Here is a 15,885-nt window from a genome sequence, read left to right as displayed (position 1 = left end):
ACTGAAAAAGGGGACGGAGGGGATTAAGTCGTTTGTGGCACAAACGACTTAATCCCCTCCGTCCCCTTTTTCGGTTCACCCCAACGCGTCGGCCCACCATAGTGCGGCTGGGCCTGGCGGCGTGTCGCGGCGCCACAGCAGGTCGCTGTGGATGCGCCGTGGCCAGCCGGGCAGCAGCAGTTCCACCAGCCGCCCGCGGTCGTAGCGCTGTACCAGTGCGCGCGGTAGTTCGGCCCAGCCGAGGCCGTCCTCGGCCATTTCCATCACCATCAGGTAATCGGTGGCGGTCCAGGCCAGGCCAGTGACCACGCGGGATTGATCGACTTCCGCGCTCAAGCGCACCTGTCTATGCCGCGCCAGCTGTGCGGCGGCGCGACGGCCAGCGCTGGCCAGCGGATGCTCGCGCGCCACATACACCGACAGTTCGCTGTGGTGCGCCAGCGGACGTGCCACCAGTCCGTCCGGATAGTGCTCCTGCCGTGGCAGCAGACCCAGCGTGGCGCGTCCGTTGCTCACCAGTTCCAGCACGTCCTCGCCCTCGGCATCCAGCCATTCCAGCTCGATCTCCGGGAACGCCTCGGCGAAGCGTTGCAGCACCCGTTGTTCCGGGTCCAGTTGGTAGACGTCGGAGAACGCCACGGTCAGGCGCGGTTCGACCGGTGCGGCCAGGCGCACGCTCAACTGCTGCAGGCGGGCATCGGCAGCCAGGATTTCCTGCGCGTGCCCAAGTACCTGGCGCCCGGCCTCGGTCAGCTGCGGGTAGCGCCCGCTGCGGTCGAACAGGCTCACGCCAAGGTCGGCTTCCAGGTGGGCAATGGCGGTGCTGACCGTCGACTGGGTCTTGCGCAGGCGCCGCGCCGCCGCCGAGAACGAGCCCAGCGCCGCGGCTTCCACGAAGGCCTGCAGGGATTCAGGGGAGTAGGGCATTGATCCATCGCTCCTGTCGATGGAATCCATTTTGATACCACCGTAAAAGGCGATGATACTGGCTTCCGTCGCCCCCGTGTGCGGGGCGTTCCGGACCCTCCACGCTCGGCGTGGATCCATTGATGAGGCGGCGTGGTCCCCGCCCTGCAAGGAGCTTCACATGTCCCGTACTGTTCCCGCCCGTGGCGCGCTGGTCGCCTGGGCCTGCCTGACCGTGGCGATCGTCGCCGAAGTGGTCGGCACCTCGTTCATGGCCCATGCCGCTCGCGATGGCGGCTGGACCGGCTATCTGATCATGGCCGGCGCGCTGGCGCTGTCCTACTTCTTCCTCGCGCAGTCGGTGCGCCGCATCGCCGTGGGCGTGGCCTATGCGGTATGGGAAGGCCTCGGCCTGACCCTGCTCACTGTGGTCGGCCTCACCGTCTTCGGTGAAAGCCTGTCGCTGCAGCAGCTGGCCGGCCTGGTGCTGGCAGTGGTCGGCATCGTCTGCGTCACCCTCGGGGAGGCGCACTGATGAATACCCTGGCCCTGTTTTTCGTGATCTGTTCGGCCTTGATCGACGTCGCCGCCAACATGATGGTGGCCAAGTCGGAAGGCTTCCGCCGCTGGCGCTGGGGCGTAGCTGCGATCGTCATGGTCTGGATCGCCTTTGCCCTGCTGGGCCAGGCCGTGCGTTACATGGACCTGGCCACCGCCTATGCGATGTGGGGTGCGATCGGCGTGATCGGTACCGCTACCTGCGGCCGCCTGTTGTTCGGCAACCGCCTGCGTCCGATCGGCTGGGTCGGCATTGCGCTGGTCACTATTGCAGTGCTGCTGCTGAGTACCGCGAAGTGATGCATCGTTGCGCCAACCAAGGTTGGCGCCTACCAGAACCACGGTTGGCCTCTTCCAGAGCGTGAGCGGCCGCAAGCAAGCGCCCCGGGGATGATCTCCCCGGGGCGTTGCTGTTTCTGAAGCACTCAGAAGCGTGCGGTGAAGTTCAGCCGCGTGGTGCGCCCCGGGCCCGGCATCAGGCTCATCGCCAGCGTGTCCATGTAGTAGGTGTTGCGCAGGTTGCTGACCACCAGCTCCACTTCGCTGCGCGGTGTGAACTGCCAGCGTGCGTAGAAGTCATAGATCGCGGTCGGCAGGTAGATGTTCTGCAGGCCGGTCGAGCCGGTGGTGTTCCAGGGCTTGTCCAGTTCGTGGGTGGGGCCGCTGTTGTAGGTGCGGCGGATGCCGGTATCCAGCCGCTTGTCGAACAGGCGGAAGCCCAGCGTGCTGTGAATCGAGTACTTCGGTGGGTTCTGCGCGTTGACGAACGAGGTGCCGAAGCCGCCGTCCACGCAGTCCGGAGTGGTGTCCAGCTTGCTCCACTTCGCATAGGGGTCTTCGCGCAGGCGCTTGGCGGTGGCCGCATCGCAGGTACGCGCGCGCTGGTAGTAGCTGGCCGACAGGTCCAGGTAGGCGATGCCGGCGTCATAACCGGATTGCAGCTCATAGCCAGACACCGTGTAGTTGTCGACGTTGTCGACGTAGAACGCCCAGTTGCTGGAATCGAAGCGACGGGTGATCGCGTTGTCGATATCGTTCTTGAACCAGGCCACCTTGAACGCCAGGCGGTCACCGTCGCGCCACAGGTCCTGCTTGAGCAGGCTGAAGCCGATGTCCCACGAGCGGTTCTTCTCCGGCTTCAGGTCAGCCACCGGCGCCGAGGTGCTGTTGCCCAGCGTCGACTCGAACAGGCTGGGCATCTTCCAGCCCTGCGCGTACTTCACGTAGAAGAACATGTCCTGGTCGAGGTTGAAGCGCGCCTCTGCATACGGAGCGAAGCCGTGGCCGGAACGCCGGATCGCCGGCTTGTAGCCCCAGGCGGTGGGAATCTGCTTGGTATAGAAACCGTTGGCGCCGCGCGGATCAGGAGTGAAGCCGTCGAAATCGTAGGCCTGGCCCAGCGTGCTGTCGCCATAGGGCGTGGCGCGCAGCGAGTCGTAGGTGTAGTTGCCCTGTGCATCCGGGTACCACTCCTTGTACCAGCCCGGCAGCAGCTGGCCGCCCTTGCTCAGGCGCGCGAAGGTGTAGCGCAGGTCGCGCGATTCACTGACGAAGGCCACGCGGTTGCGGTCGCGGGTGCGGTAGTCGGTGAAGCGGCCGCCGGCAGTCAGCGACAGCCAGTCCCACGGCTGCCATTGCAGCGAGGCGACGACGCTGGCCTCGCGGCGCGTGCCCGAGCGCAGGTAGCGGTTGTTGTTGAAATCCACCGGCAGCACCGGTGAGTTGGGCGCGGTGTCCTCGTGCTGGAAGGAGGCGCCATAGCGCAGCGTCCAGTCGCCCAGATCATTGCTGAAGCGCGTGGTGTTGCTGCTGTCCACGCCCCAGCGCTGGGTCTTCACGTCCGACTGCAGTCCGGGGCCGTAGGTCTCGCCCAGCGTGTCGGGCATCTGGTCGTTGGGCACGTCCTTGAACAGCGGCGTGTTGGCGATGTTGCTGTTGAACATGCGGCTGGTGGCGGTGGTGAACCACAGCGTGCTGCTCAGGTCCAGCCACGGATGTGCCTCGGGCCGGTAGCGGTGGCGCAGCGAGGTGGCGTTGACCCGCATTTTTCCCGGCTCGAACTGGAACATGGTGTTGGCCTTGTCCACGTAGGTCACCCATTCGTTGGACTCGCCCACGCGTCCGATCGCCGACGGCATGATCTCGCCGAAGCTGGAGTTGAAGTAGCGGTGGCTCAGCTCCAACCGCTGGTCCGGGTTGGGCGTCCAGGTGAATTTCAGCAATGCCGATTCGTTGTCGGTATGCGTGTTGAGCACTTCATCGCCCGGATGGAAGAGCTTGGATACGGCCTGGCTGGACATGCCGGTACCGCCGCTGGACAGGTGCTGGTTGTCGTAGCGATGCGCACCGTTGCTGCCGGCGAAGAAGTTGCCCTGGCGGCGCCGCGCATAGGCCGCGACCAGCTGCCAGTCTTCGCCACGCTGGGCGAAGGCCACGCTGCCATTCCAGTCGCGCGGGTCGCGCAGGCTGTTGCGGTTGTCGCTGCCGCGCGCGATCTGCTTGAAGGTGCGGGTGCGGTCGATGCTGTTGTCGGCCACGCCGCCGCGCACGCGCAGGCCCCAGGTCTGGCCATCGTCGAGGATGTCATCGACGTTCAACGTTTCCATGTAGACCACGCCGCCGATCGCGCTGGCGGCATTGGCGGCCAGGCTCGGCCCCTTCTCGATGCTGATCGCGCTGATCAGGTCCGGGTCGAGATAACTGCGCTGCTGCACGCCGGCATAGCCGCGGTACACGTCGATGGCCTGCTGGCCGCCGTCGATGATCACCGGCACCCGGTTCTGGCCCTGCAGGCCGCGGATGTTGACGTCCAGCGCACCGCCGTTGCGAACGTCAGCGGTGTGCACGCCCACCGCACCGGCCAGCACGTCGCCGATCGACTGGCCGCGGAAGCGTTCCAGTTGCTGATGGTCCAGGTGCACGCGGGAGCCGCTGTCACGGTAGACCGCATCGGCATCGGCAAGCCCCCACGGTGAAGCGCCTTCGCCGGCCTGGCCAGCCACGCGCAGGGTGCCGATCTGGCGTACCCCGGCTTCAGCGGTAGGTGCCGCCTGCAGCACCACGCCGCTGGCATCACGCTGGAAGGCCAGGCCGGTGCCGGCCAGCAGCTGCGCCAATGCGGCGTCAGTACCGAGCATGGCCTGCACACCGCTGCTGTGGCGGCCGCGGGTCAGACGCGCATCGGCAGCGATGGACAGGCCCGACTGCTGGCCGAACGCGGTCAGGGCCTGGTCGAGCGGGCCAGCCGGGATCTGCCAGCGAATGGCGGCCGCAGTGTCCTGTGCATGGGCGGCGGCCGGCAGCAGGCACGGGGAGGCCATGGCCAGGCACAGCGCGATGGCCAGGGGGCGAGGGGAGGGGCAGGGCAGTTTCATGGGGGCGGCAACATCCGCAATGGGTTCCCTTGTAGTGCCCGGTGAGCGCGCAGAAAGGGAACCGCGATTTCAAAGCGGACGCACGACGGTCCACCACGGCCAGCGCTGCTCGACACGGATCGGCAGGGCACGGGCCAGCAGATGCAGCGCCTGGGTGCTGTCCAGGCGTGGCAGTACCGCCGTGACTTTCAATGCGGCGAGCGCCGGATCACAACCGAGATAGCCCTGATGGTGGCGGGCCAGCTCATCGATGACGCGGATCAAAGGCGTGTCCTGTACCTGCAGGCGTCCGTCCTGCCAGTCACCGCGCAGAGGATCGGCAGCGACCGTTGTGAGCCCGCCCATCGGGCCGATCCGCACCGCGCCTCCGGCAGCCACATCCAGCGCCACACCGAACATCGGCAGGCAGCGCACCACGCCCTCGAACACATCCAGGCGGCTGCCCTGCGCCTCACGACCGACCGCGAAGCGGGTGCCGATCGGCTGCAGGCGTGCTCCCGGCACATGCACGGTCAGCGGCAGGCCGGTGAATGCAGGGTGGTGGCCGGTTTGCAGCAGCAGCTCGCCACGCAGCAGATGCAGGGCGCGGCGGCCGCTGCCGATGTCGATGTCGATGGTGACTTCGCTGTCGGCGTTGAGCCACAACTGGCTGCCATCAATCAGCCTCCAGTGCCCGGTGCGCCCGGCAACGGTGCGCTGCGTCTGCAGGCCGCGTTGCGCCTGCAGGCCATGCAGGCCCAGCAGTGAAACCGCGCCGATGCCAAGTGCACCACCGAGGCTGCGCAGAGCCTGCCGGCGACGACGGCCTGCGGCATCCAGCGCGGTGGCGGCGGCCGGCGCCGACAGGGGCGCAAAGGACTGCCAGACCGACTCGACCCGACGCCACGCATCGGCGTGGCCGGCATCAGCCTGCAGCCATGCGCGCCAGCGGTACTGCTCGTCATCAGTCCAGCCCTGCTCGCGCAGCGCGAACCACTCTGCCGCCTGCTCCAGGGCCGGGCCAGCCAATGCCGCACTCATGCCGCCGCGTCGCCGGACAGGCGCAGGCAATGCAGCATCGCCTGCGCCATGTACTTCTTGACCATGCGCTCGGACACGCCCAGTTGTTGGCCGATCTCCGCATAGCCCAGGCCAGACAGTCGTGCCAGCAGGAACGCACGGCGTGGCCGCTCGGCCAGGCCGGACAGCATGTCGGCGATGGCATGCAGCAGCTGCAACGCCTGCGTGCGTTCTTCCGCCGATGGATGCACCGGCTCCGGCTGCGCGGCCAAGGCCGTCAGGTAGGCGCGCTCCAGGTCCGCACGCTGCCAGTGGTTGACCAGCAGCGCATGGGCGATGGTGCTGAGGTAGGCGCGCGGCAGGCGCAGTTCGGACGGATCGACGCGACGGCTGAGCAGGCGCAGGAAGGTGTCCTGGGTCAGGTCGGCAGCGCAGTCGGCGTTGTGGGTGCGGCGGCGCAGCCAGCCCAGCAGCCAGCCATGGTGTTCGCGGTAGAACCCCGCCAGCGCGGTGCTGGAGGCGCCGGGCACGGCCATCGGCATCGATCATTAATGAGAATGATTCCCATTATAGGGTGATCGAGCGGTGTACGACAAACCCTGCGCACGTGGCAGCAGGCCGGAGGCGTGCATTTGCGATGCCCGCCGGGCTCGCCGACACTGCGGTCTTTCCACAAGGAGTGCCCGCATGTTCAGTCACATCACCGTCGGAACGAACGATATGGACGTCGCGCATCGCTTCTACGATGCCCTGTTCACCGCATTGGGCGCCCGTCCGGGTGTCTTCGATGACAAGGGTCGGCTGGTGTACTTCAAGGACGGCCGCATGTTCATCGTCACTGCACCGATTGATGGGCAGCCGGCGTGCCATGCCAACGGCGGCACGATTGGTTTCACCCTCGACAGCGCCGAGGCCGTGCGTGGCTGGCAGGATGCGGGCGTGGCCCATGGCGGCACCGCCATCGAAGACCCGGCCGGCATCCGCACCATGGCCGGGCGCCAGCTGTTCCTGGCCTACCTGCGCGACCCGGATGGCAACAAGCTGTGCGCGGTGCATGTGATGTCGTGATTGGACAGTACGCGCGTGGCCGCGATGCACGCGGTCCGCGCGCGGCTGCGCTCGCAGGCACGCTTCGGCGCGCGCGTGATAACACGGAATGGTGGGCCGAGCCTGCGACCGCAGGCCGCAACTTCATGCTCTGTCCACTGCGATTCAGCCAGAATCGGTCGGCTAACCCTTTGATCTACCGGAGAACGCCGCCCCATGGAAGTACTGGAGCCGCAACAATCCCCGGTGCGCACCCTTCGACCTGTGTTCGCCTTCGCGGCGATCGTTGTCGTGGCGTTCGCGCTGTTCGTCAGTCTGTTCCCGCTCGGTGCGGGCCGCCTTCTGGTCAAGGCGCAGGACTGGGCCGCACTCAATGTCGGCTGGTACTACCTGCTGGCGATGACCCTGTACCTGGTGTTCGTGGTCGGCGTGGCGCTGTCCAAGTACGGTGGCATCAAGCTCGGCGCCGACCATGACGAGCCGGAGTTCAGCTACCTTTCCTGGGCCGGCATGCTGTTCGCCGCTGGCATCAGCATCACCCTGTTCTTCTTCTGCGTCTCCGAACCACTGACCCACTACCTGCAGCCGCCGCAGGGCGATCCGGCCGCGGGCGAGGCCGGCGCGCGCCAGGCCATGCAGCTGCTGTTCCTGCATTGGGGCCTGCATGGGTGGGGCGTGTTCGCGCTGGCGGCGATGGCGATGGCCTACTTCGCCTACCGCCACAACCTGCCGCTGGCGCTGCGTTCGGCGCTGTACCCGCTGATCGGGAAGCGCATCAATGGCCCGATCGGCTACACCGTGGACGCACTGGGCATTGTCGCCACCGTGTTCGGCATCGGCGCCGACATGGGCTTCGGCGTGCTGCACCTCAACGCCGGCCTGTCGCACCTGTTCAACATCCCGCACTCCAACCTGGTGCAGATCATCCTGGTGGTCAGCATGATGGGCGCGGCGGTGGCCGTGGCCGTTTCAGGCGTGGAGAAGGGCGTGCGCTGGATGGCCAACATCAACATGCTGCTGGCGATCGCGCTGGTGCTGTTCATGCTGTGCGCCGGCCCCACCCAGTATCTGCTCAGCACGCTGATGCAGAACCTGGGCGACTACCTCGGCAGCGTGGTCGGCAAGAGTTTCGACGTGTACGCCTATGGCGGCCGACCGGAATGGCTGGGCGGCTGGACGGTGTTCTACTGGGCCTGGTGGATCGGCTGGGCGCCGTTCGTCGGCCTGTTCATCGCCCGCATCTCGCGTGGCCGCACCATCCGCGAATTCGTGTTCGGCGTGCTGCTGATCCCGCTCGGCTTCACCCTGGCGTGGCTGTCGATCTTCGGCAACAGTGCACTGGACCAGGTGCTGCACCATGGCCAGCAGCAACTGGCGCAACTGGCGGTGGATGATCCACCCACCGTGCTGTATGCCCTGCTGGATGGGTATCCGTGGAGCAAGGCGGTGATCGCGGTGACGGTGTTCGTCAGTTTCATTTTCTTCGTGACATCGGCTGACTCCGGCGCGGTGGTGCTGTCCACGTTGTCCTCGCATGGCGGGGCGCCGGAGGATGATGGTCCGCGTTGGCTGCGCGTGTTCTGGGGCACGGTCATCGCGGTGCTGACCGCTGGCCTGCTGCTGGCCGGCAGCATCGATGCGCTGAAATCGGCGGTGGTGCTGGCGTCGCTGCCGTTCTCGGCGGTGTTGTTGCTGATGATGTGGGGCCTGACCCGCGCCTTCAGTGACGAATCGCACCGCAAGCGCGCGCTGCAGTACCGGCCCTCGCCGCTGATCGGTGACGACCGCCACCACCAGGGCTGGCGCCAGCGCCTGAGCCAGGCCATGCACTTCCCGGTGCGCGACCAGGTCTACCGCTTCATGGACGACACCGTGAAGCCAGCGATGGAGGCGGTGGCCGAGCAGCTGCGCGGGCAGGGCTGGGATGTGGCCACGCGGTTCGAGGCCGGCGACATGGAGTTGACGGTGAATCACGGCGAGCAGCAGGACTTCCTGTACCGGGTGATCCTCAGTGGCTATCTGACGCCGTCGTTCGCCGCGCAGCAGCTGCGCAACCAGCGCTACTACCGCGCTGAAGTGCACCTGTTCGAAGGCAGCCAGGACTACGACCTGGTCGGCTACAGCCGCAAGCAGATCATCAACGACATCATCAGCCAGTACGAACGGCACCTGCAGTTCCTGCACCTGAGCCGCTGATGCACGACCGCCGGGCTGGCCCCGGCGGTCAGTGGTAGTGCCGGCCGCTGGCCGGCAGCACAATTGGGGCGGCGCATCACCGCCGCCCCGATATCGCATCAGAACCGGTAGCGCGCGCCCAGCGAGACGAACTGCCCGCGCAGGTTGTACTGGCTGATGTCGAAGCCATTGGAGCCACCCGCCGGGTCGAACGGCGGATCCTTGTCGGTCAGGTTCAGCACCGACAGCGACAACGTGGTGTTGGCGATGCCTTCGTACGCCACGTACAGGTCCAGCTGGTGATACGGCTTGATGCGGTCGCGCAGCCCCGGGTTGCTGGTCGCTGTCGCCACGCGCTGGTCGTAGCCGCTCACGTACTGCAGGCTCAGCGTGCTGCTCCAGTCGCCCACCGCCCAGTTCAACGAGGTGGTGCCGCGCGTACGCGGCAGCGCGCCGTGGCGGTTGTTGCCGGCCCCTTCGTACGGTGCCTGGCCGGCCACCAGCGGCTGCTTGAAGCTCAGCAGGTGTGTCCAGCTGCCGGCCACGGTGAAGCTGCCCCAGCCATCCGTGCGGAAGGTGTGGTTGGCGTCCAGGTCCAGGCCCGAGGTGGTCAGTTCGCCCTGGTTGGCGTACTGGTTGGTGATGAACGTGATGCGCCCCTGTGCATCACGTTGCACACGCCCGGGGAACAGTGTCGGGTTGTCGACGATGAACTGCGCACTGTCCGGCTTGACCAGGTTGTCCTGCTCGATGCGGTACCAGTCCAGGCCGATGCTGGTGTCGCCATCCGGCGACCACACCGCGCCCACGTTGAAGTTGCGCGAGCGCTCGGCCTTCAGGTCCGGGTTGCCGGTGCGGATGTTGGTCACGCCACGGCTGCCACCGGGCTGCAGCGGATCCAGCGGATCGATTACCGAGCCGTAGCTGACGGTCTGGCCCGGCGCGATCTCCGGCAGCGAGGGGGCGCGGAAACCACGCGAGAACGAGCCGCGCAGCAGCAGGCTGTCCAGCGGCTGCCAGCGCAGCGCCACTTTCGGCGAGAACGCTTTGCCGAAATCATCGTAGTGGTCGCCGCGACCGGCCAGCTGCAGTTCCAGCGTGCGGTGCAGTGGCACGCTCAGTTCGGCGTAGGCGGCACTGACCTGGCGCTCGCCGTTGACCACGTTGATGGCCGGGCGCAGTTCGGTGCCCGACAGTACCTGCGCACTGGTACGCGCATCCAGCGATTCCTTGCGGAACTCGGCACCCCAGGCGAAGCCGACCGTGCCGGCCGGCAGTTCCCACAGAGAGGTCGATGCTTTGACGTTCAATGAGTGCAGCTTGTACCAGCCCGGTCGCTTGGTCTGCAGGCGCAGGGCATCCAGCGCCCCCGGCGTGCTGGACGGGTTGAGGAAGTTGTAGCTGCCATCGCGCAGGATCTGCTCGAACGCGTAGCGGTTGACGAAGTTGTCGACGTACTCGCGCTGTGCACTCTGCGAGGTCAGCGCTGCCACTTCCCAATCCCAGCGCTCGCCACTGCCGCGCACCCCGGCCAGGGCACGGTAGAACACCTGGGTATTGTCCTTCAGGCGTGGGCCGAGATCGAAGAAGGTGTACTCGAACGGCAGCGGCGTGCTGCCCGGGTTGTTCGGGTGGCCGACCGGCAGCACCGCCGGCACATCGATCAGGGTGCCGGTGGCCGGGTTGTAGGCGCGCAGGCCGGGGCCGACGGTCAACGGCGCGCTGAAGATCTGGTCGGCCTTGTTGTGGCTGTACAACACATCGGCAAACGCTTCGACGCTGTCATTGAAGCGGTAGGTCGCACTCAGCGACGCCTGCAGGCGCTCGGCGCCGGGCTGCAGGGTCTTGAACGGCTGCGCATTGAAGGCGCAGGCCTGGCCGGGCAGGGTGCTGCCGAAGTCGCTGTACGGGCGCAGCTGGCTGCCGTCGGGGCAGTTGCCGAACGGTTGCGGCGCACGCGGGTTGCTCAGCCAGTTGCCACCGGCAGTGGACCAGCCGGCAAGGCGACCACCGGGCTTGTCGCGGAAATCGCCGCTGCGGGTATAGGCACGATCATCGCCATCGAGGCGGTCGCGCTTGAGCAGGTCCAGCCCGAACAGCACGTTCCAGCCCTGCTGTTCCAGATCACCGAAGCCGGCCAGCAGGTTGGCCTTGCGTTCGTCGAGGCCGCCCTGGGTGGCGGTACCGAAGCCGCCGCCGACTTCCACGCCCTGGAAGTTCCTGCGCAGGATGATGTTGATGACGCCAGCGATGGCGTCGGAGCCGTACACCGCCGAGGCGCCATCCTTCAGCACTTCGATGCGCTCGACCGCACTGATCGGCAGCGCATTGAGGTCGACGAAGGTGTCCTGGGTGTTGAGCGCGAAGCCGAAGTTGGAGACGCGGTAGCCGTTGACCAGCACCAGCGTGTTCTTCGGCGACAGGCCGCGCAGGCCGATTGATGCAGAACCGGCGGCGAAGCTGCCGGTGTACTGCTCGTCGAAGCTGTTGCCGGCATTGGCCGACAGGTTGCGCAGCACGTCGGTGAGGGTGGAACGACCGGTCTGTTCGATCTGTTCGCGGCTCACGATCTGCACCGGGTTGGGCCCGGCGGTATCGCTGCGCTTGATGTTGGAGCCGGTCACCAGCACGGTGCCGAAGGTGGTGCTGTCCTTGCCGGAATCGGCGGTTTCAGCGGCGCCGGCAGCGCCGGCGGTGAGGCCCAGCGCGATCGCGCCGGCAAGCAGGTTCAGGGTGGTGCGGTACATGGAAGCGACAACGCCGAACGGGGGAGGAGCCGTCAGTACCGCACGCAGCCACGTGCGCCTTCCAATGACGAAAGCGCATTCAGTTATACATCACAGGTTCTTAACGAAGTGGCTGCTTCTTGCTCTCGGTGGGTGCGGACCGTTGGTCCGCACGCTCCTGTAGAGCCGAGCCTACGCTCGGCTCCGCACACTGACAGGAAAGCAGCCGAGCATGGCTCGGCTCTACAGAAGGCAGTGCCAGCCCATCACGGCCGCAGCAGCACCTTGCCATTGCGGCCCGAACCCGCACCGGCCTTTGCCGCCTGGGCGATGTCGTCCAGTGCGAAGATCTGCTCCACCGGCAGGGTCAGTTCGCCGCTCGCCGCGCGCTTCAGCAGTTCGCCAACCAGCCGGCGCTTGTCCTCCACCGCCATCGCCTGGCTGACCTTGCTGCCCCAGAAGCCCTTCACCGTGGCTTCCTTGTAGATCAGGCCGCCGGCGGGAATGCGCATCGGCTCGCCGCTCATCACACCGAACGACACCAGGGTGCCGTGGTGGCCAAGCAGGTCGACCAGATCGCCGCTGGCGTCGCCGCCAATGGAATCCACCGCGGCCGCGGCCTGCGCTTCGCCGGTCGCCTCACGCACGCGATCCTTCCAGCCGTCCACCGAGGTGTCGAACACATGATCGATGCCCAGCACTTTCAACTGTGCGACCGCATCGGCATTGCGCACCAGGTTGGCCACATGCACGCCACGCGCCCGCGCCAGCATCGCCAGCGATTTGCCCACCGCGCCGTTGGCGGTGTTCTGCACGATCCACTGGCCTGCTTCGACGTGCAGGAATTCCAGCAGCATCAGCGCGCTCAGCGGCATCGCGATCAGCTGCGCGGCCATTTCGTCCGGGATCGCCTCCGGCATCGGAATCACCATGCGTGCCGGGGCGATGAAGGCCTCGGCCCAGGTGCCGTGCACCGAGGCGGCGGCAACCCGCTGGCCGATCTGCAGGCCGTCGACGCCGTCGCCAAGTGCATCGACCACGCCCAGTGCTTCACTGCCCCCGATCGCCGGCAGCGTTGGCTTGTAGCCATACAGGCCGCGCACGGTCAGCAGGTCGTGATTGTGGATGGAGGCCAGCACGGTGCGGATGCGCACCTCGCCGGGGCCGGGCTCGGGCAGGGCGGCATCGGCAATGGCAAGGACGTCGGCCGGGTCGCCGAAGGAGGGGTACTGGGCAGCGCGCATGGGCGGTGTTCCGGGGAAAGTTGATGTTGTACCGAACTGGGGACGAAGGCGCTGTCGACAAGGCGCCGCAGGTGCAACACGGCATCCTGCGACTGATCGTCGCGACATGTGTTGATTACCGCATCTTGTGTTGACGGGCTGGAATATCCCCACTATGTTGTGTCCGTCACTCCCGGTCAGCCGCCGCCGCCGGACATGCAGCAAACGTCCCGCGGCCCGCCCCTGAAGGCTTGCCGTGTCGACGCGGCCGCCACCGTGCGGACGCAGGTCGCCCCCACGGCCCGGATACCGGCCGCAGGCGCAGGCAGATGCCGACGACCTACGTTCCCGTGCCTTGGCAATCCACCCGTTCGCCCCGTGCGCCGGTATCGCGTGCAGGGCCGCCATGGCATCGACCGCCAACGCGCGTGCGAGCCTGGAGTTTCACCACCATGACCGACAGTACCTTCCGCGTGGCCGATCTGGCCGGCGCTGGCGACGCCTTGCGCGCCGGTGGCGAGCGCGTGCCGACCTGGATCACCAAGGAGGCTGGCAATCGTCGCCTGCCGTTCGAGGCCGAGCGCCTGCAGCGCAGCATCGACGCCGTGCATGCCGAGTTCCCGCAGCTGGATGTGAGCGACTACCGCCGCGTGGTGCAGTCGATGGTCGAACGCAAACCGAGCATCAGCGCCGATGATCTGGTCGATCTGCTGATCCGCGAGGCCGAATCGCGCGTGGACCTGGTCGCGCCGGAGTGGGAACAGTTTGCCGCACGCATCTACCTGCGCCGCCTGTACAAGCGCGCCAGCCGCAACCGCTTCTACGACGTTGGACTGAAGTACGGTTCCTACGTGGGCCTGCAGGAAAGCCTGGCCGACCGCGGCATCTACAGCAACGACATCCTGCGCTGCTATTCCAAGGAAGAGCTGCAGCAGGCCGGCGAAATGATCGACCCGGAGCGCGATCGCCTGTTCGCCTACAACGGCCTGTACCTGCTGGCCACGCGCTACCTGGCCAGCGACCGCAGCCGTGAGGTCTATGAACTGCCGCAGGAGCGCTGGCTGACCATCGCGCTGTACCTGATGCAGGAGGAAAAGCCGCGTGAGCGGCGCATGCAGCTGGTCGGCGAGGCGTACTGGGCGCTGTCCAACCTGTACATGACGGTGGCCACGCCGACGTTGGCCAATGCCGGCAAGGTCGGCGGCCAGTTGTCCAGCTGCTTCATCGACACGGTGGACGACAGCCTGCAGGGCATCTATGACTCCAATACCGATATCGCCCGCGTGTCCAAGCACGGCGGCGGCGTTGGTGCCTATCTGGGCTATGTGCGCAGCAGCGGCGCGCCGATCCGTGGCGTGGCCAATTCCTCCGGTGGCGTGGTGCCGTGGATCAAGCAGCTCAACAACACTGCGGTGTCGGTTGATCAGCTCGGCCAGCGCAAGGGCGCGGTGGCGGTGTACCTGGACATCTGGCACCGCGATATCGAAGCCTTCATGGACCTGCGCCTCAACAACGGCGACCAGCGCCTGCGCGCGCACGATGTGTTCACTTCGGTCTGCGTGCCGGACCTGTTCATGGAAGCGGTCGAACGTCGCGCCGACTGGTACCTGTTCGATCCGCACGAGGTGAAGCAGGCCAAGGGCTGGTACCTGCAGGACTTCTACGACGAGAAGCGTGGTTCTGGCAGCTTCCGCGACCGCTACGCCGAGCTGGTGGCCGATGAGCGCATCAGCCGCCGCACGGTGAAGGCCATCGATCTGTTCAAGCGGATCATGCTCAGCCAGCTGGAGACCGGCAACCCGTTCCTGTTCTACCGCGACGAGGTCAACCGCCGGAACCCGAACAAGCACGCGGGCATGATCTATTCCAGCAACCTGTGCACCGAGATCCTGCAGAACATGAGCCCGACGCGGATGATCCAGGAGATCGTCAGCGGCGACCAGATCGTGACTACGCGCCGCGCCGGTGACTTCGTGGTCTGCAACCTGTCCTCGATCAACCTCGGACGTGCGATCAGTGCGCCGGATGACCTGCTGGCCACCGACGTGCTGGAACGCCTGATCCCGATCCAGGTGCGCATGCTCGACAACGTGATCGACCTCAACGCATTGCCGGTACCGCAGGCCACGATCACCAACCGCAAGTACCGCGCCATCGGCCTGGGCACGTTCGGCTGGCACCACCTGCTGGCGCAGCAGGCGATCCAGTGGGAATCGCCGGATGCCGAAGAGCTGGCCGACCGCCTCTACGAGCGCATCAACTTCCTGACCATCCAGGCCAGCGCGCAGCTGGCGAAGGAAAAGGGCAGCTACCCGATGTTCGCCGGCAGCGACTGGCACAACGGACGCTACTTCAGTGACCGCGACTACAGCGGCGCGGCCTGGGAGAGCCTGGCCCGCGAGGTCGCCACGCACGGCCTGCGCAACGGCTGGCTGCTGGCGGTGGCGCCGAACATGAGCACCGCGCAGATTGCCGGTTCCACCGCATCGATCGACCCGATCTACAGCGCGTTCTACTACGAGGAAAAGAAGGATTTCCGGCGGCCGGTGGCCGCGCCGGGCCTGTCGCTGGAAACCTGGCCGTACTACGAGAAGGGCGCCTACAAGGTCGACCAGTTCGCCAGCGTGCGCCAGAACGCACGCCGCCAGCGCCACGTCGACCAGTCGATCAGCTTCAACCTGTACGTGCCAAGCACCATCCGCGCCAGCACCCTGCTGGAGCTGCACCTGAGCGCCTGGCGCGAAGGCCTGAAGACCACTTACTACGTGCGTTCCAACGACATCGACATCAGTGAATGCGAGTGGTGCTCCAGCTGACCGCCGGCGACCCACGGTAGTGCCGGCCGCTGGCCGGCAACCCCGTGATCTTCGGTAGTGC

11 protein-coding genes are annotated in these 15,885 nt (G+C 66.6%); 5 read left to right on the top strand and 6 right to left on the bottom strand.

Translation table 11 applies throughout. The features are described 5' to 3' along the window. Window positions 1–75: 75 nt before the first annotated feature. Complete coding sequence (locus MG068_RS12135; protein WP_132810315.1) at window positions 76–927, bottom strand: LysR family transcriptional regulator; 852 nt, start codon at window positions 925–927, stop codon at window positions 76–78. A gap of 160 nt (window positions 928–1,087) precedes the next feature. On the opposite strand from MG068_RS12135, the gene MG068_RS12130 reads away from it, so the two are divergent. Continuing rightward, window positions 1,088–1,441 carry an SMR family transporter gene (locus MG068_RS12130; protein WP_010485170.1) on the top strand — a complete coding sequence of 118 codons (354 nt, stop codon included), beginning with the start codon at window positions 1,088–1,090 and terminating at the stop codon, window positions 1,439–1,441. Then, window positions 1,441–1,764, top strand: a complete 324-nt coding sequence (locus MG068_RS12125) for a DMT family transporter (RefSeq protein WP_032128064.1) — start codon at window positions 1,441–1,443, stop codon at window positions 1,762–1,764. The genes MG068_RS12130 and MG068_RS12125 overlap by 1 nt, the downstream gene beginning before the upstream one ends. A 125-nt stretch (window positions 1,765–1,889) precedes the next feature. Here the strand turns inward: MG068_RS12125 and MG068_RS12120 are convergent, their stop codons facing one another. The 3 genes from MG068_RS12120 to MG068_RS12110 all read right to left on the bottom strand — a co-directional run bounded on the left by MG068_RS12120 (window position 1,890) and on the right by MG068_RS12110 (window position 6,373). Further along, window positions 1,890–4,838: a TonB-dependent receptor gene (locus tag MG068_RS12120; protein WP_132810314.1), complete on the bottom strand. Its 2,949-nt coding sequence runs from the start codon at window positions 4,836–4,838 to the stop codon at window positions 1,890–1,892. A gap of 69 nt (window positions 4,839–4,907) precedes the next feature. After that, window positions 4,908–5,858, bottom strand: coding sequence for a FecR family protein (locus MG068_RS12115; protein ID WP_132810313.1), 951 nt, complete (start codon window positions 5,856–5,858; stop codon window positions 4,908–4,910). Then, entirely contained in the window at window positions 5,855–6,373 is a 519-nt protein-coding gene (locus MG068_RS12110; RefSeq protein WP_132810312.1) for a sigma-70 family RNA polymerase sigma factor, read from the bottom strand. Before MG068_RS12110 ends, MG068_RS12115 begins: the two co-directional genes overlap by 4 nt. Window positions 6,374–6,524: 151 nt before the next feature. Between MG068_RS12110 and MG068_RS12105 the strand changes: the two genes are divergently transcribed. Further along, the gene (locus MG068_RS12105; protein WP_106468284.1) at window positions 6,525–6,905 is read left to right on the top strand and encodes a VOC family protein; all 381 of its coding nucleotides are present in this window, start codon (window positions 6,525–6,527) and stop codon (window positions 6,903–6,905) included. A gap of 195 nt (window positions 6,906–7,100) precedes the next feature. Then, window positions 7,101–9,080: a choline BCCT transporter BetT gene (gene betT, locus MG068_RS12100; protein WP_049400600.1), complete on the top strand. Its 1,980-nt coding sequence runs from the start codon at window positions 7,101–7,103 to the stop codon at window positions 9,078–9,080. 98 nt (window positions 9,081–9,178) lie between these two features. Here the strand turns inward: betT and MG068_RS12095 are convergent, their stop codons facing one another. Both MG068_RS12095 and MG068_RS12090 read right to left on the bottom strand, forming a co-directional pair. Next, window positions 9,179–11,806, bottom strand: a complete 2,628-nt coding sequence (locus MG068_RS12095) for a TonB-dependent receptor (protein ID WP_132810311.1) — start codon at window positions 11,804–11,806, stop codon at window positions 9,179–9,181. Between the two features lie 245 nt (window positions 11,807–12,051). After that, window positions 12,052–13,029, bottom strand: coding sequence for a zinc-binding dehydrogenase (locus MG068_RS12090; protein ID WP_049400603.1), 978 nt, complete (start codon window positions 13,027–13,029; stop codon window positions 12,052–12,054). Window positions 13,030–13,460: 431 nt separating this feature from the next. On the opposite strand from MG068_RS12090, the gene MG068_RS12085 reads away from it, so the two are divergent. Then, window positions 13,461–15,824 carry a ribonucleoside-diphosphate reductase subunit alpha gene (locus MG068_RS12085; protein ID WP_132810310.1) on the top strand — a complete coding sequence of 788 codons (2,364 nt, stop codon included), beginning with the start codon at window positions 13,461–13,463 and terminating at the stop codon, window positions 15,822–15,824. Window positions 15,825–15,885: the final 61 nt, after the last annotated feature.

The organism is Stenotrophomonas sp. ASS1 (assembly GCF_004346925.1).
GTDB classification, from domain to species: Bacteria; Pseudomonadota; Gammaproteobacteria; order Xanthomonadales; family Xanthomonadaceae; genus Stenotrophomonas; species Stenotrophomonas maltophilia_A.
The sequence above is the reverse complement of the archived record's forward strand: the minus strand, read 5'-3'. Positions and strand labels throughout refer to the sequence as shown.

Coding starts and splice junctions, on each gene's coding strand:
- MG068_RS12135 (WP_132810315.1), bottom strand. CDS start 927: ATGCCCTACTCCCCTGAATCCCTGCAGGCCTTCGTGGAAGCCGCGGCG.
- MG068_RS12130 (WP_010485170.1), top strand. CDS start 1,088: ATGTCCCGTACTGTTCCCGCCCGTGGCGCGCTGGTCGCCTGGGCCTGC.
- MG068_RS12125 (WP_032128064.1), top strand. CDS start 1,441: ATGAATACCCTGGCCCTGTTTTTCGTGATCTGTTCGGCCTTGATCGAC.
- MG068_RS12120 (WP_132810314.1), bottom strand. CDS start 4,838: ATGAAACTGCCCTGCCCCTCCCCTCGCCCCCTGGCCATCGCGCTGTGC.
- MG068_RS12115 (WP_132810313.1), bottom strand. CDS start 5,858: ATGAGTGCGGCATTGGCTGGCCCGGCCCTGGAGCAGGCGGCAGAGTGG.
- MG068_RS12110 (WP_132810312.1), bottom strand. CDS start 6,373: ATGGCCGTGCCCGGCGCCTCCAGCACCGCGCTGGCGGGGTTCTACCGC.
- MG068_RS12105 (WP_106468284.1), top strand. CDS start 6,525: ATGTTCAGTCACATCACCGTCGGAACGAACGATATGGACGTCGCGCAT.
- betT (WP_049400600.1), top strand. CDS start 7,101: ATGGAAGTACTGGAGCCGCAACAATCCCCGGTGCGCACCCTTCGACCT.
- MG068_RS12095 (WP_132810311.1), bottom strand. CDS start 11,806: ATGTACCGCACCACCCTGAACCTGCTTGCCGGCGCGATCGCGCTGGGC.
- MG068_RS12090 (WP_049400603.1), bottom strand. CDS start 13,029: ATGCGCGCTGCCCAGTACCCCTCCTTCGGCGACCCGGCCGACGTCCTT.
- MG068_RS12085 (WP_132810310.1), top strand. CDS start 13,461: ATGACCGACAGTACCTTCCGCGTGGCCGATCTGGCCGGCGCTGGCGAC.